Here is a 26,713-nt window from a genome sequence, read left to right on the forward strand (position 1 = left end):
CTTCATGAGGGCAGGGGGAATCCGATGATCCGTCGATGGGTGCACACGGCCGTTCTCGCCGCCGGCATCATGGCCGGTGCGCTCGCGGCGGCTCCCCTGTCCGCCCAGGGCCAGGGGCAGCAGGCGCCGAAGTCCTTCGCCAGCGATGAACTGGCGAGCCAGGCCGTGCGGCTGGAGCAGGCGCTCAGGAAGGAGAGCGCCGGGTACTCGGCCGAGAGGAATGCGGCCACCCTGCGCCGCAGCGGCGAGGCGATGCTGGGGCGCGGCCTCGCCAACCAGGCCCTGAATGCCTTCGCCGCCGCAATCGCCGCCGAGCCCGGGAATGCCGCCAACTGGGCCGGCTATGCCCGGGCGGCGCTTGCGGTGAATCCCGGTGACGACTGGGAGGAGCGGGAGAAGCTGCAGAACCGCCGGCTCGCGGCGGCCTACGCAGCCTACCAGCGGGCGACGAACCCGTCCGACGAGGCCGCCGCGCTCGCCCTTCTCGGACGCGCCTACGCGGCGCAGGAATTCTGGCGCCCGGCGCTCAACGCCTATGCGGCGAGCCTCAAGCTGAAGGACGATCCGGCCGTTCGCGCCGTCTACGAGCCGCTCCGCGAGGAGCACGGGTTCCGCGTCCTGGACTTCAAGGTGGATTCCGATTCCGCTTCGCCGCGGGTCTGCTTCCGGTTCTCGGATCCTCTGGCCGCGGGCAAGACCGACTTCGCTCCCTTCGTCGCCGTCTCCGGCAATGCGAACGCCGCCGTTTCCGCCGAGGGGGAGCAGTTGTGCGTCGACGGACTCAGGCACAGCGAGCGCTATGCCATCGTGCTGCGGCAGGGGCTGCCGTCCTCCGTCGGCGAGAACCTCCTGGCTTCCGCCGACTACGAGATCTACGTGCGCGACCGCTCGCCCCAGGCGCGGTTCACCGGCCGCAACTACGTGCTGCCGAGCACGGGCCAGGAGGGCATTCCCGTCGTTTCCGTGAACACCCGCAAGGTGGACGTGGAGGTCTACCGCATCGGCGACCGCAGCCTGCTGCCGACGGTCCGCTCCTACGACTTCCTCGGTCAGCTCAGCCGCTATTCGGCCGCCGAGATCGGCCGCGAGAAGGGCGTGAGGATCTGGAGCGGGACCCTCGACACCGCATCCGACCTCAACCGCGACGTGATCACCGCCTTCCCGGTCATGGATGCGGTCGGGCGGCTGGAGCCGGGCATCTACGTGATGACGGCCAAGCCCAACGACGGCGGTCCGCCGAACGGCCCGGGCGACGAGGATTACGGCAGCATCGCCACCCAATGGTTCGTGGTCTCCGATCTCGGCCTGACGGCCTTCACCGGAAAGGGCGGCGTTCAGGTCTTCGTGCGCTCCCTCGCGAGCGCCGAACCGCGCGCCGACGTGGAGATCCGGCTGATCGCCCGCAACAACGAGGTCCTCGCCGCGAAGAAGACCGATGCGACGGGCGTCGCCCAGTTCGATCCGGGTCTCGCCCGCGGCGAGGGCGGCCTCGCGCCCGGCCTCGTGGTCGCGACGGTCGGCGACGACTACGGATTCCTCGACCTCGGTTCCGCCGCCTTCGACCTGAGCGACCGGGGCGTCAAGGGCCGGGTCGTGCCGGGCTCGCTCGATGCGTATCTCTACACGGAGCGCGGCGTCTACCGCACCGGAGAGACCGTGGCCCTCGCCGCGCTCCTGCGCGACGTGAAGGGTGCGGCGGTGCCGAACGTTCCGCTCACCCTCGTGGTCCGGCGCCCGGACGGCGTCGAGTATCGCCGCGCCCAGGTGGAGGACCAGGGCCTCGGCGGGCGGGCCCTGTCCATTCCGATCCTCCCAGGCTCCCTGCGGGGCACGTGGCGGATCGCCGCCTATACGGATCCGAAAGGGCCTTCCGTCGGCGAGACGAGCTTCCTGGTCGAGGACTACGTGCCCGAGCGGCTGGAGGTGAACCTCTCTCCCAAGGTCGACGCTCTCGTTCCGGGCCAGCCTGCGCCCATCGACCTGTCGGCCCGCTATCTGTACGGGGCGCCGGGCGCGGATCTCGCGGTGACCGGCGAGGTGGCCGTCGCCGCCGCGGCTGGGAGCGGCGTGAAGGGGCTCGAGGGATTTGCCGTCGGCCTCGACGACGAGGCCGTCGAGGCCTCGACCGTCGAGATCGAGCAGGCGGCGACGACCGATGCCCAGGGGCGTGCGAGCCTCCGGATTCCCGTGCAGGGCGTGGCCGCGCCGCGACCGCTCGAAGCCCGCATCACCCTGCGCGTGGCCGAACCGGGCGGCCGCGCGGTGGAGCGCAGCGTGACGCTCCCGATCCTGCCCAAGGGGCCGGTGGTCGGCGTGCGCAAGAACTTCACCGGCCAGCTCGGCGAAGGCGCCAGCGCGACCTTCGACGTCGTTCTCGCCGATCCCGCGGGCAAGCGCCTCGCCGGGCAGGCGACCTGGAGCCTCTACAGGATCGAGCGGCGCTACCAATGGTACAATTCCGACGGACGCTGGAGCTACGAGCCGGTCAGGAACACGCGGCGCGTCGCCGACGGGCGCATCGACGTGAAGGTCGACGCGGCTTCACGCATCTCTGCGCCCGTGGAATGGGGAACCTACCGTCTCGACGTGAGCGCTCCCGGCCTCGGCGAGACGGCTCAGACCAGCCTGTCCTTCACGGTCGGATGGTCGGGCGACCAGATGGCGGATACGCCCGACCTTCTCGACATGACCCTCGACCGGGCGAGCTACCGGGCGGGCGACACCATGAAGGTGCGGCTCAACCCCCGCTTCGCGGGCAAGGCGACCCTCGCCGTGGTGAGCGACCGCGTGCACGACATCCGCGTAGTGGACGTGGCGGCCGCCGGCACGGACGTGAGCCTGCCCGTCAGGGCCGAGTGGGGGCCGGGAGCCTATCTCGTCGTCATGGCGCATCGTCCGCTCGACAAGGCGGCGCGGCGGATGCCGGGGCGCTCCCTGGGAACGGCCTGGTTCGAGATCGACCGGGACGCCCGCGCACTCTCCGTTTCCCTCAACGCGCCCGACAGGATCAGGCCCCGCGGCACCTTGAGCCTGCCGGTCAAGGTCGACGGCCTGAAGCCGGGCGACGACGCCCGGATCACCGTCGCGGCGGTCGATGTCGGCATCCTCAACCTGACGCGCTACGAGGCTCCGAACCCGACAGGTCATTTCTTCGGGCAGAAGCAGCTCTCCTCCGAGATCCGCGACCTCTATGGCTATCTCATCGACGGCATGCAGGGCACGCGCGGCGCGATCCGCTCCGGCGGCGACATGGAGCCGAAGCCTCTCGACGGCATCCCGCCCACCCAGGAGCCCCTGGCCCGTTTCTCCGGCGTGGTGAAGGTCTCGCCCGACGGCACGGCGCAGGTCGACTTCGACATTCCCGCCTTCAACGGCACCGTGCGCGTGATGGCGGTCGCCTGGACCAAGGACCGGGTCGGCAGCGCGTCCTCGGACGTGATCGTGCGCGATCCCGTGGTGCTTGCCGGCACCCTGCCGCGCTTCCTGGCGGTCGGCGACCGCTCGCGCCTGCTCCTGCAACTCGACAATGTGGAAGGCGCGGCCGGGGACTATACGGTCGATCTCGACATCGGCGGCCCGGTGCTCGTTCCCGCGGATGCCCTGCGCGCGACGGTGAGGCTTGCCGAGAAGGCCAAGGGCAGCGTCACCGTTCCGGTCACGGCCGGCGGGCAGGGTCCGGCCACGGTCGACGTGACTCTCAGGGGGCCGGGGATCGGCGAGCTGACGCAGCGCTTCGCCCTCGCCATCCAGCCGGGAACGGGGGCGCTGACCCGCCGCTCGGTGCAGAACCTGAGCCCCGGCGCGAGCGTGACGCTCTCGAGGGACCTCGTGTCCGACATCCTTGCGGGATCCGGCGCGGTGTCCGTGTCGGTCTCGCCGCTGGCGAGCCTCGACGTGCCGGGGCTTCTCCAGGCCCTCGACCGCTATCCCTACGGCTGCACGGAGCAGATCGTCAGCCGCGCGCTGCCGCTCCTCTACGTCAACAAGCTCGCCGAGGAGGAGAGGCTCTCCCTCGACGAGAAGGCGGACGAGCGGGTGCGCACGGCCATCGAGCGCATCCTGGCGCGGCAGGATTCCAACGGCTCCTTCGGCCTGTGGGGCGTGGGAGGCGAGGACATCTGGCTCGACGCCTATGCCATGGACTTCCTCACCCGCGCGCGGGAGCGGGGCTTCGCGGTGCCGCAGGTCGCCTTCACGCTCGCCCTCGACCGGCTGCGCAACTTCGTCGCCAACACCACGCAGGTGGAGGACAACGCGGCGAACCTCGCCTATGCGGCCTACGTCCTCGCCCGCAACGGGCGCCCCGTCATGGGCGATCTCCGCTATCTGTCCGATACCAAGCTGGGCGCATTCGATTCCGCCCTGGCGCGGGGGCAGATCGCCGCCGCTCTCGCGCTGCTTGGAGACAGGGCGCGGGCGCAGAAGGCCTTCGCCTCCGCCGTCGAGCGCCTGCGGAGCGAGAAGGACACGGGCGACTACCGGGCCGACTACGGATCGCGCCTGCGCGACGGGGCGGGGCTTCTCGCCCTCGCATCCGAGACCGACAACGTTCCCGCCGTCATGCAGCCGGTCGCGAAGGTCATCGAGGAGGAGCGGGGCACGCGCCGCACCAGCACGCAGGAGCAGGCCTGGCTCGTGCTTGCGGCCCAGGCCGTGGCCCGCGACGCGGAGGCGATGGTGCTGAAGGTGGGTGGCGAGGAGCGGAAGGGCGCCTTCTACCGCACCTACCGGGACATTACGCTGGCCGGCGCTCCCGTCACCCTGACCAATGCGGGGACGGCCGCGGTCCAGGCGGTCGTGACCGTGACCGGCAACCCCGTGGAGCCGGAGCCCGGACTTTCCCGCGGCTACGCGGTGGAGCGCAGCTACTACAGACCCGACGGAACGCAGGTCCAGCCGTCCGAGGTGCGCCAGAACGAGCGGCTCGTGACCGTGCTGAAGGTCACGGAGACGGAGGCCCGCCAGGCCCGCGTCCTCCTGGTCGACCGCCTGCCGGCAGGTTTCGAGATCGACAATCCGCGCCTCGTCGACAGCGATACGGTCGCGGGCCTGCCGTGGCTCAAGAGGGATGTGGAGCCTGCCCATGTCGAATATCGGGACGACCGCTTCGTGGCGGCCTTCGACCGCGATCCCGACCAGTCCGCCTTCTTCACCGTGGCCTACATGGTGCGGGCGGTCTCGCCGGGCCGCTACGTGCATCCGGCGGCCCAGGTCGAGGACATGTACCGTCCCGAGCGCTTCGGGCGCACGGGCTTCGGTTCCGTCGAGGTGACGCAGGCCGGGCCGTGATGCGACGGGAGGGCACGAGCCTCGTCCGGGCCGGCCGGCGGATCGCCGCCGGTCTTGCGGGCCTCGTCGCGCTGGCGGGGCTCGGCCTCTGGAGCTACGTGGAAAGCCTCGGCCCCCTCGACCTGAGCGTCTCCGAAACGCGCTCGACGGTCGTCCTCGACCGAGAAGGGCGGCTGCTGCGGCCCTTCGTGACGGCGGAGGGGCGCTGGCGCCTGCCCCTCGCGACCGCGGACGTCGACCCGCACTACCTGGCGATGCTGAAGGCCTACGAAGACGCGCGGTTCGACCGTCACGCGGGCGTCGATCCCTTCGCGATGCTGCGGGCCTTCCACCAGCTCGTGCGCAGCGGCGGCGTGGTGTCCGGCGGATCGACGCTCACCATGCAGGTCGCCCGGCTCCTGGAGCCCCGCGAGGACCGGACCATCGGCGCGAAGCTCCGTCAGGTCGTCCGCGCCCTCCAGCTGGAGCGCCGGCTGACCAAGGACCAGATCCTCACGCTTTACCTCACCCTCGCCCCCTACGGCGGCAACCTCGAGGGTGCGCGGGCGGCGAGCCTTTCCTATTTCGGGCGCGAGCCGAAGCGCCTGTCCTTCGCGGAGGCTGCGCTCCTCGTGGCCCTGCCGCAGGCCCCCGAGCTGCGGCGTCCGGACCGGGACCCGCAGGCCGCGCGCCGGGCCCGGGACAGGGTTATCGACCGCGTGCGCGCGCGAGGCGTCATCGGGGCGGCGGAGGCGGAAGCGGCGAAGGCCGAGCCGGTGCCGAACAGGCGCTATGCCTTTCCCATGCTGGCCGCCCACGCGGCGGAGCAGGCCGTTGCGGAACGCCCCTCCGAGAAGGTGCAGCGGCTGGCCATCGATGCGCGCCTCCAGGCCAATCTGGAGCGCCTCGCGCGGGAGCGGATCGAGCGCCTCGATCCGCGCCTGTCCCTCGCCATCCTCGTGATCCACAACGCCACCGGCGAGGTCCGCGCGCAGGTCGGCAGCCCGGACTACCTGAGCCGCGAGCGCGCCGGCGCCATCGACATGACGCAGGCACTGCGCTCGCCGGGCTCGGCCCTGAAGCCGATCGTCTACGCGCTCGCCTTCGAGAACGGGCTGGCCCATCCCGAGACGCTGCTCGACGACCGGCCGTCCCGCTACGGCGCATATCAGCCGGAGAACTTCGATCTCGGCTTCCAGGGCACGGTGACGGCGCGGCGGGCCCTCCAGCTCTCCCTCAACGTGCCCGCGGTCGAGCTCCTGAACGAGCTCGGCCCCGCCCGTCTCCTGGCGCGGCTGCACCAGACCGGGATCGGCATCGCCATGCCCAGGGAGGCGGCGCCCGGCCTCGCCATCGGCCTCGGCGGCCTTGGGATCACGCTGACGGACCTCACGCGCATCTTTGCCGGGCTCGCCCGCGGCGGCGAGGTGCCGCGCCTCGCGCGCCGCTTCGGCGAGGTCCCCCCGCCCGATGCGCCGCGACGGATCGCGGATCCCGTCTCGGCCTGGTACGTCTTCGACATCCTGCGCGGCGCGCCGCCGCCGGACAACGCGCTTGCGGGGCGCATCGCCTTCAAGACGGGCACCTCCTACGGCTATCGCGACGCTTGGGCGGTCGGCTACGACCGCAACTACACCGTCGGCGTCTGGATCGGGCGGCCCGACGGGACCGCCGTTCCGGGCCTGGTCGGCCGCGCGTCGGCGGCGCCGGTCCTGTTCGATGCCTATGGCCGGCTGGGCGTGGAGCCGGAGGCCCTGCCCGTGCCCCCCTTCGCCCTCCAGGCCACCACCGCGACCCTGCCGCCGCCTTTGCGCCATGTGCGCCAGGACGTGCCCAAAACCCTGGCATCGACCGTGCAGGCGCCCCTGAGGATCACGTTCCCGCTCGACGGCTCGCGGGTCGAGCTCGGCCTGTCGGGCGGGGAGGAGGGAGGAAGCCTCGCTCTCAAGGCCTCGGGCGGCGTGCCGCCTCTCACCTGGCTGGTGGACGGCGCTCCGGTCGAAGCCGGTTCCCTGCGACGCAGCGCGCTGTGGCAGCCGCAGGGGGTCGGCTTCGTCCGCCTGTCGGTCATCGACGCGAAGGGCGCCACCGACAGCGTCGTCGTGCGGGTGGAGTGACGCGTTTCACACGGCGGCGCTGAAGCGCGAGGCATCCTCGGCGCGGAACTGGTCGAAGACCGCGGCGGCGAGGCGCACGAAGGGGCGCCCGGCCTCCGTGATGGCGATGCGATGGCCGCTCACCGTCACGATGCCGTCGGCGACCAGGGGGCGCAGCAGGGCGAGCTCGTCTGCATAATGCGACGGTTCTCCCAGGATGCTCAGGTCGGCGGCGAAGTTGCACATGAGCGACTCGATGATCGCGCCCCGTGCCCTGTCGTCCAGGGTGAGCGCGTACCCCCGAGCCGTGGCGAGCCGGCCCTGCTCGACGCTGCGCAGGTAGGCGGCGATGTCGGCGGCGTTCTGCACGTAGCCGTCCGGGAGCTGCGAGATGGCCGATGCTCCGAAGGCGACGAGGGTCGGACGGTCGTCGTCGGTGTAGCCCTGGAAGTTCCGGTGCAGGGAGCCGGCGCGGCTGGCGAGCGCCAGGGGGTCGTCCGGCCGGGCGAAATGGTCGAGGCCGATCGCCACGTAGCCGTTGCCGGCGAATGTCTCCGCGACGGCGCGGGCCTGCCGGAACCGCTCCTCCGCTCCCGGCAGCGCCTGCGGGTCGATCAGGCGATGGTTCGCCTTGCGATGGGGCATGTGCGCGTAGCCGTAGCAGGCGATCCGGTCCGGATCCAACGACAGGACCTTGCGGCAGGTGGCGCGGATCGACTCGAGGGACTGGCGGGGAAGGCCGTACATGAGGTCGATGTTGATCCTGCCGATACCGCTCTCGCGCAGGAGGTCCGCCGCCTCGCGCACCGTGTCGAAGGGCTGCACGCGGCCGATGGCGACCTGCACGACGTCGTCGAGGTCCTGCACGCCGAGGCTCGCCCGGTTGACCCCGAGGGCCGCCAGGCCCTGGGCCAGGCTGCGGTCGACGAAGCGGGGATCGAGCTCGATGGCGTGCTCGAAGCCGGGCTGGAACACGAACATCCGGGACAGGGCATCGAGAACGGAGTCGAGACCCTCTGTGCCCAGGATGCTCGGCGTGCCTCCGCCCCAGTGGAGCCGCGCGATGCGCAGCGGGTCCGGGAGGTGACGCGCGAGCGTCGCGATTTCGGCTTCCAGGGTGGCCCGATAGCGCTCGATCACCTCGTCCCGCCGTGCCACCTTCGTGTGGCAGCCGCAGTAGAGGCAGAGCTGGCGGCAATAGGGCACGTGCAGGTAGACCGAGACGCTCTCGCGCGGGTCGAGGCGCCGCAGCCATGCCTCGTGCTCCCGCGAACCCACGGCGGCGCTGAACTCCGCGGCGGTCGGATACGAGGTGTAGCGCGGCACCGGCAGGCTGCCGTAGCGGCGAACGAGATGGTCGGTCATGAGCGTCGTCCTGCTCGCGCCGGCGCGAAGCCGGCCGTCATGGACGCGATAAGCCCTGGCCGGGAAGTCCGCCTTGATCCTGATCAACCGTGTCCCGGTTGATCAGGGCGCGGGAGGTGCTCTTGGCAGGTCAGCTCTTGGCAGTCAGTTGATGGTGATGCCGGCCACGGTCGCCAGGCGGTCCCTGTCGAGGATCTCGACGGAATGGGGGTCGGGAAGCCGGATCAACCCTTGGGTCTTCAGCTTGGTGAAGGTCCGGCTGACGGTCTCGATGGTGAGGCCGAGATAGTCCGCGATGTCGGTGCGGGTCATGGGCAGCAGGACCGGGCTCGCCGGGCGCCCGTGCGCGACGGCGCGGGCCGACATGCTGAGCAGGAAGGAGGCGACCTTCTCGGACGGGGTGAGCCGCCCCAGGATCATCTGGGTCTCCCGGGCCTGCCGCAAGGCGGCCCGGGTCATCAGGTGCAGCCTGTCCCGCAGGCGCGGAAAGCGTTCCACGAGCCGGTCCATGTCGCGGACGGAGAACGAGCACAGGCCCGACGGCATGACCGCCTCCGCCGTCTGGGCGTAGGTCTCGTCGTCGGCGAGGCCGAGATAGTCGCCGGGCAGGAGGAAGCCGGTGATCTGGCGGCGCCCGTCGGGCAGCGCCAGGGACAGGCGCAGCATTCCCGAGGTCAGGGTGTAGACCCGGCGGCGCGGTTCGCCCTCCTCGACGAGGGCATCGTTGGGCCCGAGGCGGACGAAGCTCATCGCCCGTTCGAGCTCGGAGACCTCGTCGTCCTGAAGCGCGGAGCAGACCGCCATCCGCCGCGTGTCGCAGTTGGTGCAGGCTTGGCAGGGAGGGCGGTAATGTGAGGTCATGATCTACGAGAGCGTGGTGTGGAGCGTCTGGTGTGCCAAGGGATATTTTCCGACAAATCGGCCGATTTGTCCCGCCGCAAAACAGCGCAGGCCCCTCCTCGCATAGAGGTGCCCCATAAGAAAGATGCGTGCGAGGAAAAGGTTGTTTCGCCTAGGCCTTTGGGGAATGCTTCCCGTGCCCCGGTCTGGACAGGGCGCCGGCCGCTCCTTAAGGGAACCCCCATGTTCGAAGCAAAAGCTCTTCCCAAGAACGCCGGCAAGGCGGAAGTCTACGAATCGCTGGCCCAGCAGCTTTCAGGGCTCGTGGACGGCGAGCGGGATGCCATCGCCAACGCCGCAAACATGTCGGCCCTGATCTACGACCTCCTGCCCGATCTCAACTGGGCCGGGTTCTACTTCATGCGCGGGCCCGGCCTGGTGCTCGGCCCCTTCCAGGGGAAGCCGGCCTGCATCCGCATCCCGGTCGGCCGGGGGGTCTGCGGCACGGCCGTCGAGCGCAGGACGTCCATCGTCGTGCCGGACGTGCACGCCTTTCCGGGCCATATCGCCTGCGACAGCGCCTCCCGCTCCGAGCTCGTCGTGCCCCTGATCCGCGGCGGCGCGGTGCTCGGGGTCCTCGACCTGGACAGTCCTCTGCCGAACCGGTTCGACGAGGCGGACAGGATCGGCTGCGAGAAGCTGGTGGAGATCTATCTCGCCGCGTCCGACCTGCCGGACGACAGGGGTTGACCCTGTCCGGGCGCCCTCCATACCGGTTGCGGTTTCCGGTCCGCGCGCCGGGCCAGGGAGAGGATGCGGCGTGATGCGACGGGCGGGAGAAAAATCCTTCCTGTGGACCCTCCAGGCGGTCGTCGCCCTCGTCTTCACGCTGATCGTCCTGGCGATTTCCGCCGCCCTGATCGGGTTCAACCACCATCAGCTGACGGCCCTGACCCTTCGCGATGCCGAGGAGGATTTCGGCCGGATCACGGGCAGCGTCCGCAACGAGGTGGCCGGCAGCCTCCGGGTGGCGAGCTCGGTTCTCGACACGGTCTCGCTCACCGTCGATCCGAATCTGCCGCTCGGCCAGCTGGGGACGGTTCTCACGCCGGTGCTCAAGGACCTAGACCGGCTCCTGCCCGCCGCCATGGGCCTGTTCATCGGCCGGGGCGACGGCAGCCATATCCTCGTTCAGACCCTGGATGGCGGCCTCCCGCCCGAACTTGGACCGAAGGTGGAGGGCGCGGCCTTCGCCTACATGATCGTGCAGCCTGGCGGCGCAGGGCCCACGGTGGAGTGGGTCGCCTACGATTCCGAAGGACGCGAGCTGCGGCGGGTGCCCGCAAAGCCGACGGATTTCGATCCGCGCAAGCGTCCCTGGTACGTCCTGAGCCAGGCCGGGCAGGGCACGGTCCTGACCCCGCCCTATCGTTTCGCCAACGTGCCCGAGGCGGGCGTCACGCTTGCCCAGAAGTCCCGCCAGCGGGCAGATGCGGTCTTCGGAATCGACATGACCCTGGCCAGCCTCGACCAGTATCTGGACAGGCTGCGCTTCCCGCCGGATCTCGAGCTGGTGATCTTCGACCGTTCCGGCGCCCTGATCGCCCATCCTCACGGCGGCTCCCTCCGGCAGATCCGTCTCGCCAACGTCGCCGACCGCCTCCTGACCATCGACGACCTGCGCTCGCCGCTGCTCTCCGGCCTGTTCCAGGCCTTCCAGGCCGAGGGAGCCGGCAGGGAGCGCAATCTTTCCTTCTCCGTCGGCGGCCAGGACTATTTCGGGCTTGTCGAACCGGTAAGGGAAGGGTTCGACGATCTCTTCATCGGCGTCGCCATTCCCTACACCACCATGATGGGGCCGGCGGAGCAGATCCGGACCGGGCTCCTGATCGTGAGCGCCGCATCGGTGGTCGCGGCGCTGCTCATCGTGCTCCTGGCGTCGCGCCGGCTGGCGCTGCCGCTGCGCACCGCCACGGACGACATCCGGCGCATCATGAAGTTCGAGTTCGGGCACCTGCGGCGCACCCCCTCCCGCATCGTGGAGGTGCTGGAACTGTCCCGCGCCATCGATACGCTGGAGCTGGCCCTGAGCAACTTCATGCGCTACGTGCCGACGGCCCTGGTGCGGGGCATCATCGGACGGCGGTTCTCCTCCGAGCTCGGAGGAATCCGCCAGCCGATCACGGTCCTCTTCTCGGACGTCGCCGGCTTCACCACCATGGCGGAGGCGCTCGACCCCGAAGAGGTGATGAGCAAGACGTCCCGCTATTTCAGCGAGATCGGCAGCGAGCTGATCCGGTCCGGCGCCACCATCGACAAGTACATCGGCGACAGCATCATGGCTTTCTGGAATGCGCCCGAGGCGCGGGAGGATCATGTGGCGCTCGCCTGTCTCGGCGCCCTGCGCGCGGCGCGCCGTCTCGACCGGCTCAATGCGGACTTCGTGGCGGAGGGCGGCACGCCGATGCGCACGCGCTTCGGTCTGCACACGGGAGACGCGGTGGTCGGCAATGTGGGGTCCATCGACCGCATGAACTACACGGCCCTGGGCCACACGGTGAACATGGCCTCCCGCTTCGAGAAGCTGAACAAGCGCTACGGCACCACCGTTCTGGCGAGCGGGGCCGTGCGCGCGGCTGCGGGCGATGGCTTTCTGTTCCGGTTCGTGGACCGGGCCGTTCCCGAGGGCGCCCACGCGGCGATGGAGGTCTACGAGCTCCTGGGCGCGGACCTTCCCGAGGAGCCCGAACTCGCCGCCCGGCCTGAACTGATCGAGACGTTGCCGCTCTGGAACGAGGCGGTGGCCCTCTGCGAGGCGGAGGAGTGGGAGAAGGCGGCGGACCTCCTGAGCCAGCTGGTCAGGATCGTGCCGCAGGATCCGCTGTTCAGCCTCTATCTCGAACGCTGCCGGTCGCAGCTTTCGCCCTCCGGAATCTCCTGATCCCCGCAACCTCCGTTCCCGGTCCGGCATTCACGATGACGTCCGCCTCCTACATCGACAGCTATTACAGCCGCACCCTGGCGAGCCAGGAGAGCTATCCGCAAGCGGAAGGGCGCATCCAGGCCGAGATCTGCATCGTCGGCGGAGGCCTCGCCGGATTGACGGCGGCGCTGCACCTCGCCCGGGCGGGCCGTTCCGTGGCGCTGGTCGAGGCGTGCAGGGTCGCCTGGGGTGCGTCGGGACGCAACGGAGGGTTCGTCTCGGCGGGTTTCGCGACGGGGCTTTCGCACATCGAGCGCCGCGTGGGCGCTGACCGCGCGCGGGACCTCTACCGCCTTTCCATGGAAGGGGTGGAGATCGTCCGCCGGAACATCGCCGAACTCGGGATCGCCGAGGCACGGCCGGTGCCGGGGATCGTGAAGGCCGTGCGCTACGATTCGCGGGGAGCCCTGCGCGCCCTGCGCGACAGACAGGAGCGCGAGTTCGGCCTGAGGCTGCGCTACCTGCCGCGGGAGGAGATGGCCGCGCTCTTCGCCTCCCCGAAATACCGGGAGGGCATTCTCGACGAGGGCGCCTTCCATTTTCACCCGCTGAACTACGGGCGGGCGCTCGCCCGCGAGATCGTGCGCCTGGGCGGAAGGATCTTCGAGAACTCCCCCGTCACGAAGGTCGAACTCGACTCCGCGCGAAAGCGCATCGGCACGGACAAGGCCGTCGTCGAGGCGGACCAGATCCTCTTCGCCACGGGCGGCTACACGGGCGCCGTGTTCCCCGCGCTTCGCAGGGCCTTCCTGCCGATCGCGACCTACGTCCTGCTCACGGAAGCGAATCCCGATCTCGTGCGCGGCGCGATCCGCACCGACGCCGCCATCCTCGACGACCGCCGGGCAGGCGACTACTACCGCCGCGTCGAGGACGGCAGCCGGATTCTCTGGGGCGGGCGCATCACCACCCGGACCACCGATCCACGCGACATCGCCGCGCTCCTGCGGCGCGAGATGGTCTCCACCTATCCGCAGCTTTCCGGCCTGAAGGTGGAGGTGGCCTGGTCGGGCCTCATGTCCTATGCGCGCCACCTCATGCCTCAGATCGGTCAGTGGAGGCCGGGCGTGTGGTACTGCACCGCCTTCGGCGGACACGGGATGAACACCACGGCCATCGGCGGAACCGTGGTCGCCGAAGGCATGACCGGCGCGAGCGACCGCTACCGGCTCTTCGCGCCTTTCGGCCTGTCCTGGAGCGGCGGTTTCGTCGGGAAGGCCGTGGCCCAGCTCACCTACTGGAGCTATCAGGCCGCGGATGCGGTGCGGGAATTCCGCGCATCGTGACGGTTCCGCGACGGGTCTTCAGACCGGCACGGCCGAAACGGCGAGCCAAAGGAACGCAAGCCCGAAACCGAGGCCGAGCCAGTCCATCAGGCGGGCGATCAGGTCGGTGGCGGGATGGCGATCCGGTTCGTTCTCCATCGTGTCCCTCTGCAGGAGAGAACAGGCTGAAGAAGGGCGCCCGGGCAAGCGCCGGGCGACGGAAGATCGGAACGGAAAGGGATCTTAGAGCGGGTTGCGCTTCGATGGAATCGCAACCTGCTCCTACGTCTTTCGGGTGCCGCATTTTCGGACGGAAAACCGGCTCCCACTTTGCCTGAAAATGCTCTAGCCGCCGATGACGCCTTCGACCTGGCCGAAGCGGCGGGTTTCACAGGTGCAGGAGCGGCCGCGCGAAAGAGGCTCCGCGATCCAGCAGACGCCCTTGGGCGTGACGCAGTTCGAACCCTGCCGCATGCCGGCCCTGGACTGCTGATAGGAGCGCAGGCGATGTTCGCGGTAGTAGGTCCGCTCGCGGGTGCGATACTGACTTTCCCAGCGTGCGCGATCGGAGGAGGAGCCTTGCTCGGCTGCGGAAGCCGAGGAGATTGCGGCGGATCCGGCAAGAAGGGCAAATCCCATCGCAACGAGATATCGCATCGTTTCTTCTTTCCCCTGTCTCGACTCACGGCAACGGTTCCGTCCTCGCATCGTTCCGCCGGCGAATGCAATCCTCTCGAGCTGTGGCCCGGATGCGACATGGCCGGTCTCGGCGGCGGGAACGGGCATCGCCGAAGCGCTGCAATCCAGGCCCACGAAAGCCGCATTCCTCGGGCTCCTTGCCCGCCGACGACAGAAGTGGAAGGACCATCGATGACGATTCGCCTTCCTGGCGCGGCCCAGGTTCCCTCGGTCGCCGAAACGACCCTCGACGAACTGAAGCATGCCGTGCGCGCCTTGCGCGCGCTCCATCCCCGCAGCGCGCTGGCCGATCTGGCGGACGCGCGGATCGCGGCGCTGGAGGAACTGCGCCGGAAGAACGGGGAGGCCTGATTGCGGATGACGGCCGTCACTTGAGGGCGTCGAACAGGCGCCCCGAATACAGCACGATCAGCGTGAGCAGGATGATGCCGAGGAGCCAGACGAGGCGGCCGGAACGGTCCGTGGAAGTGCGCGGCGACGGAAGCGGCGCGGCTCTCTCCAGGACCGGCCGCGGTGCGGCGGGGAGCCGCTCGATCAGGTCCACCGACGCCGCAGCCTGGATGTCCCGCATTCCGATCAGGCGCGCATGGAGCGGAATGCCGCCCCGGAACGTCACCTCCGCCGGCTGGATGTCGGCCTCGTAGCGGACCCACCAATATTCGACGCGATCGCTCAAGACGTTTCCTTCCGCAGGTGCGAGGCCTTCCTCATCGCCGTTGACATCCACCGAGATGGACCGGAAAGCGCCCGCAAAATCAAGTGCCCGTGCGCCATTGCTGCGCCTGCGCAGGCTCCGCCTTCAGCGGCGGGGGGGCGGCCTGTTCACGACCCGAGGATGTCCGGGAGGCGAAGGCGAGGCCGCCGAGAACCAGCGCGGCGCCCGTCATCTGGGCGAAGGTCAGCGCCTCGCCGAACAGGAGCCAGGCGGCTGCGGCTGCCAGGACAGGACGGGCAAGCGCCGTCGTGGACGCATAGGATGCCGGCAGGGTCTTCATGGCATGGGCCATGAGCCCGTGCCCGCCGATCTGAACGCCGAGCGCCATCGCGGCGATCGGCACCCAGCCCATGGCGGAGGACGGCAGAAGCGGTTCGCTTTCGAGAATGGCGACGGGAGCGAGGACGACGGCAGCGATGGCGCTCGTCCAAAGCATGATCGCCAAGGCGCCGACGCGCGCGCGCAGGCGCTTCACGATGAGGAAGTAGGCGGCGTAAAGAAATGCCGAGAGGAGGGCGAGCATCTCTCCCCATCCCAGGCGCCATGCATCCCAAGTCACGCCCGTCATCAACACAGCGCCGAGAATGGTGATCGCGTAGCCGGAAAGCTGCCGGGCGCTCGGGCGCTCATGCAGGATGAGGAAGGCGAGCAGGGTCACGAAGACGGGCGACAGGTTCATCAGGAGCACCGTGTTCGCGACCGAGGTCTCGACGCTGGCCCAGTGATTGGCCGCCATGTCGCCGACGGAGAGGAGGCCCGCAAGGATCATTAGGAGGCGGTCGCGCCGATGCATCGGCGCTTTCTCGGTTGTCCTCGCCGGGACGAAGAGAACCAGCACGCCGGTTGCGAGCAGCATGCGCAGCCAAAGGGTCGCCGTCGGATCGACGGGGCTGAAGCGTACGAGAAGAGGAGCGGCGGCGACGAGAACGCAGCTCGCCGCCAGGGCAAGGAGTGGGGGCATGTTCACATCCAGAACGGGGAGAGAGCGGCCGGTACGGATCAGGCGGCGAGCAGGATCGAGCCGGTCGTGCGCCGGCCTTCGAGGTCCCGATGAGCCTCCGGGGCCTCGGCGAGGGGGTAGGCGGCGCCCACCGATGCGCGGATTCGGCCTTGTTCGAGCAGGGCGAGGAAAGCCGCCGCCGCCGTGCGATAGGTCGCGACATCCGTCATGTAGCCGAACACGCTGGGCCTGGAGAGCGAGAGCGAGCGGCGGGGGCCGAGCTGCGCCACGTCGATCGGCGGGATCGGTCCGCCGGCCTGCCCGACGCTCGCCACGGTGCCGAACGGACGCACGGCATCGAAGGTCCTGAGCAGCGTCGTGCCGCCGATGCCGTCATACGCCACGTCGACGCCGCGACCGTCCGTGATCTCCCTGACGGCGGAGACGAAATCGGCGTTACGGTAGAGGATCGCATGGTCGAGGCCGGCCGCGCGCGCGATCTCGGCCTTCTCCTCGCTGCCGACCGTGCCGATCACGGTGGCGCCCAGCAGCCTTGCCCATTGCACCAGGACGAGGCCGAGGCCTCCTGCCGCGGCATGGACCAGAAGGGTCGTGCCCGGGCCGACCGGATAGGTGCGGTGAAGCAGCATGTGAGCCGTGACGCCGCGCAGCATGGCGCCGGCGGCGCTCCGTTCCGGGATCGCCGGCGGCAGGCGCAGGAGGCGATCCGCAGGGATCAGGCGCGCAGCCGCATAGGCGCCGACCGGGAGGGCCGTATAGGCGACGCGGTCGCCGACATGGATGGAATCCACCCCCGGGCCGACCGCTTCGACCGTTCCCGCGCCTTCGACCCCGAGGACGGCCGGGATCTGCGGCAGCGGGTAGAGGCCGGTGCGATGATACACGTCGACGTAGTTCACGCCGGCGAAGGACTGGCGGACGAGAACCTCGCCGGGGCCGGGGGAGGGAAGGTCGACCTCGTCGAGCCGGAGGGCTTCGGGGCCGCCGAAATCATGAATGCGAACCACTCTGGTCATATCTGACTTCCACGTTTGAGGAGATGCAGATCTGGCCCGAGACCGGTCTGGCTGCTATTCGGGATTGTTGCCCGCTGTCTGGGGATTTTTGCGCAGCATGGACTGGGATGACCTGAGATTCTTCGCCGAGCTGGCCCGCACCGGGAGCCTGTCGGCGGCGGCCCGCACGCTCCGGGTGGACCATTCCACCGTGGCGCGGCGCATCACCTCCCTCGAAGACGCCCTCGGCATTCGTCTCTTCGACCGGCTGCCGCGAGGCTATGCGCTCACGCCCGAGGGCGAGCACGTGCGGGAGCAGGTGGAGCGCCTGGAGGAGGATGTCTTCGCCCTTCAGCGCGCCGTGCAGGGGCGGGGGCCCGGATTGTCGGGAACGGTCAGGGTCAGCGCACCGCCTGCCTTCGCCAGCCTGTTCCTGTCGCCCCGTCTCGGACTGTTGCGCGAGCGGCATCCCGACATCGCGCTCGAACTGTCGGGGACCAACATTTCCGTGAGCCTCACGCGCCGGGAGGCGGACATCGCCCTGCGCCTGGCGCGGCCGGAAGGCTCGTCCCTCGTCACCCGCAAGGTGGCCACGGCGGGCTACGGGCTCTTCGCCTCCCGGGCCTATGCGAGCGGGCGGGATCCGGAAACGATGGACCTGCTCGGCTACGAGGAGAGCCTGGAGCATGTGCCCCAACAGCAATGGCTGCGCCACTTTGCAAAGGGGCGGCCGTTCGTCTTCCGCACGAGCGATCTCGTCGGCTTGAATTCGGCCGTGCGGGCGGGGTTGGGGGCCGCGGTCCTGCCGTTCTTCATCGCCGGCGGAGACCCCGAGCTCGTCTGCCTGCTGCGGGATGGCGTGCCTCCCCGCGATCTCTGGCTGGTGGTTCACGAGGATGTCCGGCGCTCGCCGCGCGTGCGTGCCGTGATGGACGTGCTGATCGAAATCCTCGGGCGCGAACGGGCCCTGCTGGAGGGGAGCGCGGCCTGAGCGCACCCGGCCTGCGCGTCGATGCACAGAAGCTACGCTCAATCGCTCAGACCGGAACGCCTGAATTCCGGGCATAAGCGGGGCGGATGGCGTCTGTGCCGTCACGCCCTGCAATCCGCAGGAGTCCCATGTCAGGAGATCCGCCATGAGTCACGCCCCCAAATCCCTCCTCGAGATGGCTGGCGCTTCGCTTCAGCCGGGATCGTTCGAGACCTCCGCGCTCATCCTCATCGACCATCAGCGGGAATACCTTGCGACGGGCGGCCTGCCCCTCGTCGGGATCGAGGCTGCGGCTGAGGAGATCGGTCGTCTGCTGGCGCAGGCGCGCAGGGAGGGGACTCCCGTGTTCCACGTCGTGCACCACGCCCGGCCCGGAGCGCGGCTCTTCGATCCGGACGGCCCCACCGCACGGATCGTCGAGGGGCTCGAGCCTACGCCAGGCGAGACGGTGATCGCAAAATCCCTGCCGAACGCCTTTGCCGGAACGGACCTGCACACGCGGCTTCAGGCCATGGGCCGCCGGGAGCTGATCGTCGCAGGCTTCGCGACCCACATGTGCGTCAGTTCCACGGTGCGGGCTGCCCTCGATCTCGGCTACAGGACGACGGTCGTTGCCGCCGCGACCGCAACGCGCGATCTGCCCTCGCCGACGGTAAGTGGCGGCATCGTTCCCGCCGACACCGTCCAGGCCGGAGCGCTCGCCGCACTGGCGGACAGGTTTGCGGTCGTCGTTCCGAACGCCGCCGCCCTTTCGGGACGTTCCCGGTAGGCGCAGTTTCGCCGCGCCCGGAACCTTGCGATTCCGGGAACCGGGACATCAAGCGGCCGTGCGCGGACGTGCCCGGATCGCACCCTGCCGGAGCGCCTGACCGATGTCCGCTCCCCTGCCGCTGCGGGAGGTCCATCGACGGCTTGCCTTGTCTTCGTGCTTGCGGGAACCTGCATCGTGCACCGGCTGCCCCGGACGGGAGCCGCGTGCCGCGAACGCAGGCAGATTTCCGAATGTCCCGCCCGATGTGGTATGCGCACAGCACGAACCTCGCCGACCGCTCCGACTGGGAGCCTCTGCGCGATCATCTTCGTCACGTCGGCGACAGAGCACGCTCGTTCGCCGCCAGGTTCGGAGCGGGAGAATTCGGCGAGGTTCTCGGCCTCTTGCACGATCTCGGAAAGTACGACCCGAATTTTCTGCGCCGGCTGGAGGGCGAAGGGCTCAGGCATGAACACTCCACGGCGGGGGCGGTCATTGCCAGCCGACGATACGGGCCGATCGGGAAACTCCTCGCCTATGCCGTTGCCGGACATCACGCCGGTCTCGCCGACGGGGTGCGCGACGAGCGGGGAGACATTCAGCGGCGTTCGCTTGCCGAACGCCTCGGCGATGCGAAATCCATCGAACAAGCCGAGGCGGCGCTTGCGCGCGCGCAGGCCGACGGCCTTGCTCTGCCCGCCGGCCTGAACGGGGTTCCGCTGCAGGGAGAAAGGCAGCATCCCGGCTTCGACATCGCCTTTTTTGGACGCATGCTGTTCTCCTGCCTCGTCGATGCGGATTACCTCGCGACCGAAAGCTTCTACGTCCAAACGTGCCGCAGCTCGGCGGAGCGCGCCGGCTTCCCCGACGTCGCCGCCCTCCGGGAGACCTTGGACGCCTATCTGGCCGGGGAGATCGCCCCCAAGGCCGACCGCTCCGCCCTCAATCGCCTGCGCTCCGACATCCTGTCCCATGCGCGCGCCCTGGCGGACCGTCCCCCCGGCGTCTTCACGCTCACCGTGCCGACGGGAGGCGGAAAGACGCTCACGTCCCTGGCTTTTGCCCTCGATCACGCGGTCCGTCACGGCCTGGACAGGATCGTGTACGTGATCCCCTTCACATCCATCATCGAGCAGACGGCCGACGTGTTCCGCACGGCGCTCGCCCCCCATGCCGATGCCGTGCTCGAGCATCACAGCGCCTTCGATGAGATGAAGCTGCGGGAGGACGACACGCGCGACAAGCTGCGGCTGGCCGCCGAGAACTGGGATGCTCCGCTCATCGTCACGACGGCCGTCCAGTTCTTCGAAAGCCTGTTCTCGGACAGGCCTTCCCGATGCCGCAAGCTCCATCATCTCGCCCGCAGCGTCATCGTGCTCGACGAGGCGCAGACGCTGCCGGTTTCCCTGCTGAGGCCTTGCGTCGCCGCGCTCGGAGAACTGGTCCGGCGCTATGGCGCGAGCCTTGTGCTCTGCACGGCGACGCAGCCGGTCCTGCACGAAAATCCGGCCGAGAAGGACCGGAGCTTCAAGGGAGGCCTGCCGAAGGGCGTCGAGCTTGCTCCGGATCCATCGCGCCTGTTCGAAAACCTCAGGCGGGCGACGATCACCCATGCCGGCACTCTCGCGGACGATGCGCTGGCGGAGCGCCTTGCGCAGGCCGAGCAGGTCCTGTGCATCGTGAATACCCGCACGCATGCGCAGGATCTCTACCGCATCCTCGCCGGTCGGTCCGGCACCTATCATCTGTCGACGCTCATGTGCGCGGCGCACCGGCGGGAAATCCTGGCGGAGATCCGGCAGAGGCTGAAGGACGGCGCGCCTTGCCGCGTCGTCTCCACATCCTTGATCGAAGCCGGTGTCGACATCGACTTCCCGCTCGTCTACCGGGCGCAGGCGGGTCTCGACTCCATCGCGCAGGCGGCCGGGCGCTGCAACCGGGAAGGCCTGCGGCCCGTGGACCGGAGTCCGACCGTCGTCTTCGACGTGGCGGACGAGAAGCATGTCCTGAAGTCTCTCAACCTCTATGCCGACGTGGCCCGCGGCTTTCTGCGGCGCGGGCGCGATCCGCGCACGCCCGAGGTCATGGAGGAGTATTTCCGGGAGGTCTACTGGCTGAAGGGAAACGACGAACTCGACCGTCCCGGCATTCTGAGGCGGTGTGCGGAAGGCGGACGGCGTCTCGACCTGCCGTTTGCGTCGGTCGCGCAGGACTTCCGGATGATCGACAGCGTCTTCGCGCCCATCATCGTGCCGTGGGGCGATGCGCGCGCCCTCGTCGAGGAACTGCGTCGGATGGCGGCCCTGCCGGAGCCGGTTCCCGTCGGCCGGCTCGCACGCAAGCTGCAGCCCTATGCGGTCGGCATCCCCGAACAGATTCGCGCACGCCTCGTCGCGACCGCGGCCGCCTCGGTCGTCGGGGGCAGCCGCTTCGGCGATCAGTTCGTCTGGCTGGAGAATGCGGATCTCTACCGCCCGGATGTCGGCCTCGTCTGGGAGGATCCCACCTTCCGGGAGGCAGGCAGCCTCATCTGCTAGAGCCTGTGGATTTCTCGGTTTTGCTCTTCCCGGAAATCCGGAGAGTCACGTAACGTGACGTGTATGTTTGGTTCTTGAGCAATCCAAAGTAGTGAGCGGCGGGGGCAGCATGAGCTACGGCGTGGCGCTTCACGTGTGGGGCGAGCGGGCCTGCTTTACCAGGCCGGAAATGAAGGTCGAGCGCGTCTCCTACGACGTGATGACGCCCTCCGCCGCGCGCGGCATTCTCGAAGCGATCCACTGGAAGCCGGCGATCCGGTGGGTCGTCGACCGCATTCACGTCCTGAAGCCGGTCCGCTTCGAATCGATCCGTCGCAACGAGGTCGGGCACAGGATTTCGGAGGTCTCTGTCGCCAGAGCCATGAAGGCGCGCTCGACCGAAGGACTTGCGCTCGCGGTGGAGGACGACCGCCAGCAACGCGCCGCGACGGTCCTCAAGGACGTGGCCTACGTCATCGAAGCCCATTTCGAGATGGTGCCGGGCAGAATCGGTCCGGAAGACAGCGAGGGCAAGCATCTCGACATGTTCCGCAGGCGCGCGACAAAGGGGCAATGCTTCCATCGCCCATGCCTCGGCGTGCGTGAGTTCGCCGCCGATTTCGCGCTCGTCGAAGGCGACCTGCCTTCTCCCCATCCGACCCTTCTCGAGGATCCCTGGCGGGACCGGGACCTCGGTCTCATGCTCCTCGACATCGATTTCGCCAACGGCAGAAGGCCGAAATTCTTCCGGGCCCATCTCCGGAACGGCGTCGTCTCCGTGCCGCGCCTCGACGCGCCGGAGGTGCGGGGATGACCATCCTGCAAAGTCTCGTCGGCTATTACGAGCGGCTGGAAGGCGAAGGCGCGGTTCCTCCCGTAGGCTATTCGAGCGAGAAGATCTCCTTCGCGCTCGTCCTGGCCGCGAGCGGCGACGTCGAAGACGTGATCGATCTTCGTGCCCAGGGCACCAAGCGTCCCGAGCCGAAGGTTCTGGTGGTTCCGGCCAGCTTCAAGCGTCCTGGAACGGCCTCGAATCCGTTCTTCCTATGGGACAAGACCTCGTACGTCCTCGGCGTCGTCGACGCCGCGAAGAAGACGTCGGCCAAGGACCCCCTTCAGGATCACAGAGCCTTCGTCGAATGGCATCTGGAGATGTTGTCGGAGGCCGACGACGAGGGACTGCAAGCCCTGCTTGCATTCCTGCGCCGCTGGGATCCCGCCCGCTATCCCGAACTGCGTCACGCGGACGAGATGCTGGACCAGAACGTCGTCTTCATGTTCCGGTCGGGCGGCGCTCCCGGATTCCTTCATGACCGCCCGGCGGCGCGGCGCATCTGGGCGAACCGTGTGGCGAGCAGCAACGGCGAGCAGGGCATATGCCTCGTGACCGGAGAGACCGGCCCCGTCGCCCGGCTTCATCCCGCAATCAAGGGAGTGCCCGGTGCGCAGACCTCGGGCGCATCGTTCGTTTCCTTCAATCTCGATGCCTTCACGTCGTACGGCAAGGAGCAGGGTGCCAACGCCCCCGTTTCCGAACGCGCGGCGCATGCCTATGCCACGGCGCTCAACACGCTCCTGTCGAAGACGCGGGGCATCGATGCGAAGGGCAGGCCGCATTACGCGAACCGGGTGCAGATCGGCGATGCCACGACCGTATTCTGGGCCGAGGCCGAGGAAGATGCGGGAGCGGCCGAGCGGATGATGTCGTGGGCGCTCGATCCCTCGCCCACGAGCGAGGACGAGGAGGCGCTCATCCGGACCGTCCTGCAGAAGATCGAGGTCGGGCGGCCGTTTGCCGACCCCGACGAACTCGGCAGGACGCTCGATCCCGAGACGCGCTTCTACATCCTCGGCCTGTCGCCGAATGCGGCGCGGCTCTCGGTCCGCTTCTACCTGCAGACCACCCTGGGAGATCTGGCACGCCGCCTCGGCGAGCACTATCGAGACCTGCGCATCGAACCGCATGCCTGGACGCTGCCTCCCGCCCTCTGGCGTCTGCTGCGGGAGACGGCGGCTCAAGGCGAACTCGACAACGTCTCGCCGGTTCTGTCGGGTGAATTGGCCCGTGCAATCGTCACCGGACGGCGTTACCCGCGTTCGCTCCTTTCCCTCACCCTCATCCGCATCCGCGCCGACGGCGAGATCAACGACGTGCGGGCGGCCATCGTCAGGGCCTGTCTGGCCCGAGATTATCGACAAGGCTTCGAACAGGAGGACGTTCCCGTGAGTCTCGACCCTGGAGAAACCAACCCGGGCTACCGGCTCGGCCGGCTGTTCGCGATTCTCGAGAAGGCGCAGCGAGCGGCCCTCGGCGACGTCAATGCCGGCATTCGCGACAAGTATTTCAGCTCCGCCTCCGCCAATCCGGCGCGGGTGTTTCCGCTCCTCCTCCGCGGCGCCCAGGACCATCTCGGCAAGATCCGCAGTTCAGGCAAGGGCGGTCTCGCCCATTGGTTCGACCAGGCAATCGGCGAGGCAATGGCCGGATTGCCGGCCGGGAAGCCTTTCCCCGCAACGCTTTCGATGGCCGATCAGGGACGTTTCGTGGTCGGCTACTACCACCAGCGCTCCGCCAGAACCGCAACCGGCGAAAGCGACGACGCAACCGCGACCCTGACCGACGAGGCCTGATCCATGTCCTCCATCAACCGCCGCTATGATTTCGTCTATCTGTTCGACGTGGCCGACGGGAATCCCAACGGGGATCCCGACGCGGGGAATCTGCCGCGCATCGACCCCGAGACCAACCAGGGTCTCGTCACCGACGTGTGCCTGAAGCGGAAGATCCGCAACTTCGTCGCTATGGCGAAGGGCGAAACGCCCGGTTTCGACATCTACATGACGGAGCGCGCCGTGCTCAACCGGCAGCACAGGCGCTCCTATGAGGCGCTGGGCATCGCGCCGGAGTCTAAGAAGCTGCCGAAGGACAGGGGCGACGAGATCACGGCCTGGATGTGCCGGAACTTCTACGACATCCGGACCTTCGGGGCCGTGATGACGACCGACGTCAATGCCGGGCAGGTGCGAGGGCCGGTGCAGATCGCCTTCGCTCGCTCCGTCGAGCCGGTGATGCCGATCGAGGTCTCGATCACCCGCTCCTCGGTGACCAACGAGAAGGACGCCGAGAGAAAGGACCGGGAAATGGGCCGCAAGCATATCGTCCCTTACGGTCTCTACCGGGCCCACGGCTACATCTCCGGCCGGCTCGCCAACGACGAGAAGAAGGGCACCGGCTTCTCCGAGGAGGATCTGGCCCTGTTCTGGCAGGCGCTGGAGCAGATGTTCGACCACGACCGCTCCGCCGCCCGCGGCGAGATGGCGGCGCGAAAGCTCATCGTCTTCGAGCACGAGAGCGACCTCGGCAACGCGCCCGCATCGGCGCTCTTCGAGCGCGTGACGGTGAAGCGCCGCCGGCCCAACGGCAGCCTGCAGGATCCGGAGGGCGCGCCGCTCAACGGCGGCGCGCGGGAGCCGCTGCCGCCCGCCCGTTCCTTCTCGGATTACGCGGTCGTCGTCGACAGGGAGAACCTGCCGCGCGGCGTGAGCCTGCACGAACGCCTGTGAGTGCGCTCGAGTCCGCGTCACGACCTGCGGGGGATGAGGACGACCTCATCCCCCTCTCCGCCCTGCAGCATTATCTCTTCTGCCCGCGGCAGTGCGCCCTGATCCATGTGGAGCGCGCCTGGGCCGAAAACCGCTTCACCGCCGAAGGTCGCGTGATGCACGAGCGAACGGACCGGCTGCACGCCGAGAGCCGGCGTGGGGTGCGCACCCTGACCGCCTTGCCGATCCGCTCGTCCCGGCTCGGAGTTCACGGCGTTGCCGATGCCGTGGAAATTCATGCGGCGTCGGGGTCGGACCGTCCCTTCCCGGTCGATTACAAGCGCGGACGCCCGAAGGAGCATCGCGCCGACGAGGTGCAGCTCTGCGCCCAGGCCATGGCGCTCGAAGAGATGTTCGGTGTCCAGGTGCCGGAGGGGGCGCTCTTCTATGGAGAGACGAGACGGCGTTTCCCGGTTGCCTTCGACGACCCATTGCGAGCCCTGACCGTCCGGATCGCCCAGGAGGTGCGCGCGACGATCGAAAGCGGCGCAACGCCGGCACCCTCATATGAGCGCCGCAAGTGCGAGGCGTGCTCTCTTCTCGATCTCTGCCGCCCGAAGGTGCTCTCACGCCGCCGGGACGTGGCGTCCTGGCTTCGGGCGAGCCTGGAGGATGAACCGCCATGCGAAGACACCTGAACACGCTCTATGTGACGACCGAGGGAGCCTATGCGCGCAAGGACGGCGCCAACGTGGTGGTCGAGGTGGACGATGCCGAGCGTCTGCGCGTTCCGGCGCACATGATCGGCGGCATCGTCCTGTTCGGGCGCACGAGCCTTTCGCCGGCCTTGATGGGCTTCTGCCTGGAGGAGGGCATCGCGATCACGCACCTGAGCGAGCACGGACGCTTTCTCGCGCGCGTGGAGGGGCCGGTGTCCGGGAACGTGCTTCTGCGCCGAGCGCAGTACCGCGCCGCGGAGGACCCGGAGAAGGCGGCACGCATCACGCGCTCCATGGTGCTGGCGAAGACCGTGAACCAGCGCGCCGTCGTCCGCCGCACGCTCCGCGACCATGGGGGTGCAATGGACGACCCGTCCCGAGCATCCCTCGAAGCCGCGGAGGCCCGCCTGAGCGACATCGCCCGCCGGATCGAGCGGCCTGCCGGTGTGGATGGCCTGCGCGGGCTCGAGGGCGAGGCTTCCGCCGTCTATTTCGGCGTGTTCGATGCCTTCATTCGCAAAGCCGATCCGTTCTTTCGGTTCGAGGGGCGAAGCCGTCGTCCTCCGCTCGATCCCGTCAACGCCCTGCTTTCGTTCCTCTACACGCTGCTCACCCACGATTGCCGCTCCGCCCTCGAGACCGTAGGGCTCGATCCGGCCTCCGGGTTCCTGCATGCCCTCCGGCCAGGCCGGCCGAGCCTGGCGCTCGACCTGCTCGAAGAGTTCCGGCCTCATCTCGCGGACCGGCTGGCGCTGTCGCTCATCAACCGGGGCCAGGTCGGCCCGTCCGCATTCCGCCGCATGGACAACGGGGCCGTGCTGCTGACGGAGGACGGCCGCAAGACCGTCCTCGTCGCATGGCAGGAGCGCAAGAAGGAGGAGCTTCTGCATCCGTTCATCGAGGAGAAGGTGAGCATTGGCTTGCTTCCCCACCTCCAGGCGCAGCTCCTCGCGCGTCACCTGCGGGGCGACCTCGACGGCTACCCGCCGATGATATGGAAATAGGC

Annotated in this window: 20 protein-coding genes; 14 read left to right on the forward strand and 6 right to left on the reverse strand. The window is 68.9% G+C overall.

The window, feature by feature from the left end; genetic code table 11:
* Nucleotides 1–24: 24 nt before the first annotated feature.
* Together GDR74_RS04815 and pbpC are read left to right on the forward strand one after the other, a co-directional pair.
* Complete coding sequence (locus GDR74_RS04815; RefSeq protein ID WP_152585234.1) at nucleotides 25–5,289, forward strand: alpha-2-macroglobulin family protein; 5,265 nt, start codon at nucleotides 25–27, stop codon at nucleotides 5,287–5,289.
* On the forward strand, nucleotides 5,289–7,385 hold the full coding sequence (pbpC, locus tag GDR74_RS04820) for a penicillin-binding protein 1C (protein ID WP_152587656.1): 2,097 nt from the start codon (nucleotides 5,289–5,291) through the stop codon (nucleotides 7,383–7,385). The genes GDR74_RS04815 and pbpC overlap by 1 nt, the downstream gene beginning before the upstream one ends.
* A gap of 6 nt (nucleotides 7,386–7,391) precedes the next feature.
* Here pbpC and hemN read toward each other — a convergent pair whose 3' ends face one another.
* Together hemN and GDR74_RS04830 are read right to left on the reverse strand one after the other, a co-directional pair.
* Nucleotides 7,392–8,729 (reverse strand): oxygen-independent coproporphyrinogen III oxidase, encoded by a 1,338-nt coding sequence (gene hemN, locus GDR74_RS04825; RefSeq protein WP_152585235.1) that lies wholly within the window; start codon nucleotides 8,727–8,729, stop codon nucleotides 7,392–7,394.
* Between the two features lie 144 nt (nucleotides 8,730–8,873).
* Entirely contained in the window at nucleotides 8,874–9,590 is a 717-nt protein-coding gene (locus GDR74_RS04830) for a Crp/Fnr family transcriptional regulator (protein ID WP_246179856.1), read from the reverse strand.
* 222 nt (nucleotides 9,591–9,812) lie between these two features.
* Here GDR74_RS04830 and GDR74_RS04835 point away from each other — a divergent pair, with 222 nt between their 5' ends.
* From GDR74_RS04835 to GDR74_RS04845, 3 genes are all read left to right on the forward strand, one after another.
* A complete protein-coding gene (locus tag GDR74_RS04835; RefSeq protein ID WP_152585236.1) occupies nucleotides 9,813–10,319 on the forward strand; it encodes a GAF domain-containing protein in 507 nt (168 codons plus the stop codon).
* A gap of 73 nt (nucleotides 10,320–10,392) precedes the next feature.
* On the forward strand, nucleotides 10,393–12,510 hold the full coding sequence (locus tag GDR74_RS04840) for an adenylate/guanylate cyclase domain-containing protein (protein ID WP_152585237.1): 2,118 nt from the start codon (nucleotides 10,393–10,395) through the stop codon (nucleotides 12,508–12,510).
* Nucleotides 12,511–12,545: 35 nt separating this feature from the next.
* Nucleotides 12,546–13,838, forward strand: coding sequence for an NAD(P)/FAD-dependent oxidoreductase (locus GDR74_RS04845; protein WP_152585238.1), 1,293 nt, complete (start codon nucleotides 12,546–12,548; stop codon nucleotides 13,836–13,838).
* Between the two features lie 324 nt (nucleotides 13,839–14,162).
* Here the strand turns inward: GDR74_RS04845 and GDR74_RS04850 are convergent, their stop codons facing one another.
* A complete protein-coding gene (locus GDR74_RS04850; RefSeq protein ID WP_152585239.1) occupies nucleotides 14,163–14,474 on the reverse strand; it encodes a hypothetical protein in 312 nt (103 codons plus the stop codon).
* Between the two features lie 213 nt (nucleotides 14,475–14,687).
* Between GDR74_RS04850 and GDR74_RS04855 the strand changes: the two genes are divergently transcribed.
* The gene (locus GDR74_RS04855; RefSeq protein WP_152585240.1) at nucleotides 14,688–14,867 is read left to right on the forward strand and encodes a hypothetical protein; all 180 of its coding nucleotides are present in this window, start codon (nucleotides 14,688–14,690) and stop codon (nucleotides 14,865–14,867) included.
* Nucleotides 14,868–14,883: 16 nt separating this feature from the next.
* Here GDR74_RS04855 and GDR74_RS04860 read toward each other — a convergent pair whose 3' ends face one another.
* The 3 genes from GDR74_RS04860 to GDR74_RS04870 form a co-directional block, all read right to left on the reverse strand.
* A complete protein-coding gene (locus GDR74_RS04860) occupies nucleotides 14,884–15,192 on the reverse strand; it encodes a hypothetical protein (RefSeq protein ID WP_152585241.1) in 309 nt (102 codons plus the stop codon).
* Between the two features lie 79 nt (nucleotides 15,193–15,271).
* The gene (locus tag GDR74_RS04865) at nucleotides 15,272–16,192 is read right to left on the reverse strand and encodes a DMT family transporter (RefSeq protein ID WP_152585242.1); all 921 of its coding nucleotides are present in this window, start codon (nucleotides 16,190–16,192) and stop codon (nucleotides 15,272–15,274) included.
* A 38-nt stretch (nucleotides 16,193–16,230) separates the two neighbouring features.
* The gene (locus GDR74_RS04870; protein ID WP_152585243.1) at nucleotides 16,231–17,208 is read right to left on the reverse strand and encodes a quinone oxidoreductase family protein; all 978 of its coding nucleotides are present in this window, start codon (nucleotides 17,206–17,208) and stop codon (nucleotides 16,231–16,233) included.
* A gap of 97 nt (nucleotides 17,209–17,305) precedes the next feature.
* On the opposite strand from GDR74_RS04870, the gene GDR74_RS04875 reads away from it, so the two are divergent.
* From GDR74_RS04875 to cas1c, 8 genes are all read left to right on the forward strand, one after another.
* The gene (locus GDR74_RS04875) at nucleotides 17,306–18,178 is read left to right on the forward strand and encodes a LysR family transcriptional regulator (protein WP_152585244.1); all 873 of its coding nucleotides are present in this window, start codon (nucleotides 17,306–17,308) and stop codon (nucleotides 18,176–18,178) included.
* Between the two features lie 145 nt (nucleotides 18,179–18,323).
* A complete protein-coding gene (locus tag GDR74_RS04880) occupies nucleotides 18,324–18,947 on the forward strand; it encodes a cysteine hydrolase family protein (protein ID WP_152585245.1) in 624 nt (207 codons plus the stop codon).
* Between the two features lie 233 nt (nucleotides 18,948–19,180).
* Nucleotides 19,181–21,466 carry a CRISPR-associated endonuclease Cas3'' gene (locus GDR74_RS04885; RefSeq protein WP_246179871.1) on the forward strand — a complete coding sequence of 762 codons (2,286 nt, stop codon included), beginning with the start codon at nucleotides 19,181–19,183 and terminating at the stop codon, nucleotides 21,464–21,466.
* A 109-nt stretch (nucleotides 21,467–21,575) separates the two neighbouring features.
* Nucleotides 21,576–22,259 (forward strand): type I-C CRISPR-associated protein Cas5c, encoded by a 684-nt coding sequence (gene cas5c, locus GDR74_RS04890; protein WP_152585246.1) that lies wholly within the window; start codon nucleotides 21,576–21,578, stop codon nucleotides 22,257–22,259.
* Complete coding sequence (gene cas8c / locus GDR74_RS04895) at nucleotides 22,256–24,076, forward strand: type I-C CRISPR-associated protein Cas8c/Csd1 (RefSeq protein WP_152585247.1); 1,821 nt, start codon at nucleotides 22,256–22,258, stop codon at nucleotides 24,074–24,076. The genes cas5c and cas8c overlap by 4 nt, the downstream gene beginning before the upstream one ends.
* A 3-nt stretch (nucleotides 24,077–24,079) precedes the next feature.
* On the forward strand, nucleotides 24,080–25,009 hold the full coding sequence (cas7c, locus tag GDR74_RS04900) for a type I-C CRISPR-associated protein Cas7/Csd2 (protein WP_152585248.1): 930 nt from the start codon (nucleotides 24,080–24,082) through the stop codon (nucleotides 25,007–25,009).
* Nucleotides 25,006–25,686, forward strand: coding sequence for a CRISPR-associated protein Cas4 (gene cas4, locus GDR74_RS04905; RefSeq protein WP_152585249.1), 681 nt, complete (start codon nucleotides 25,006–25,008; stop codon nucleotides 25,684–25,686). Before cas7c ends, cas4 begins: the two co-directional genes overlap by 4 nt.
* A complete protein-coding gene (gene cas1c, locus GDR74_RS04910; protein ID WP_152585250.1) occupies nucleotides 25,671–26,711 on the forward strand; it encodes a type I-C CRISPR-associated endonuclease Cas1c in 1,041 nt (346 codons plus the stop codon). The genes cas4 and cas1c overlap by 16 nt, the downstream gene beginning before the upstream one ends.
* Nucleotides 26,712–26,713: the final 2 nt, after the last annotated feature.

It is taken from the genome of Microvirga thermotolerans (assembly GCF_009363855.1).
In the GTDB taxonomy this organism is placed as follows: Bacteria; Pseudomonadota; Alphaproteobacteria; order Rhizobiales; family Beijerinckiaceae; genus Microvirga; species Microvirga thermotolerans.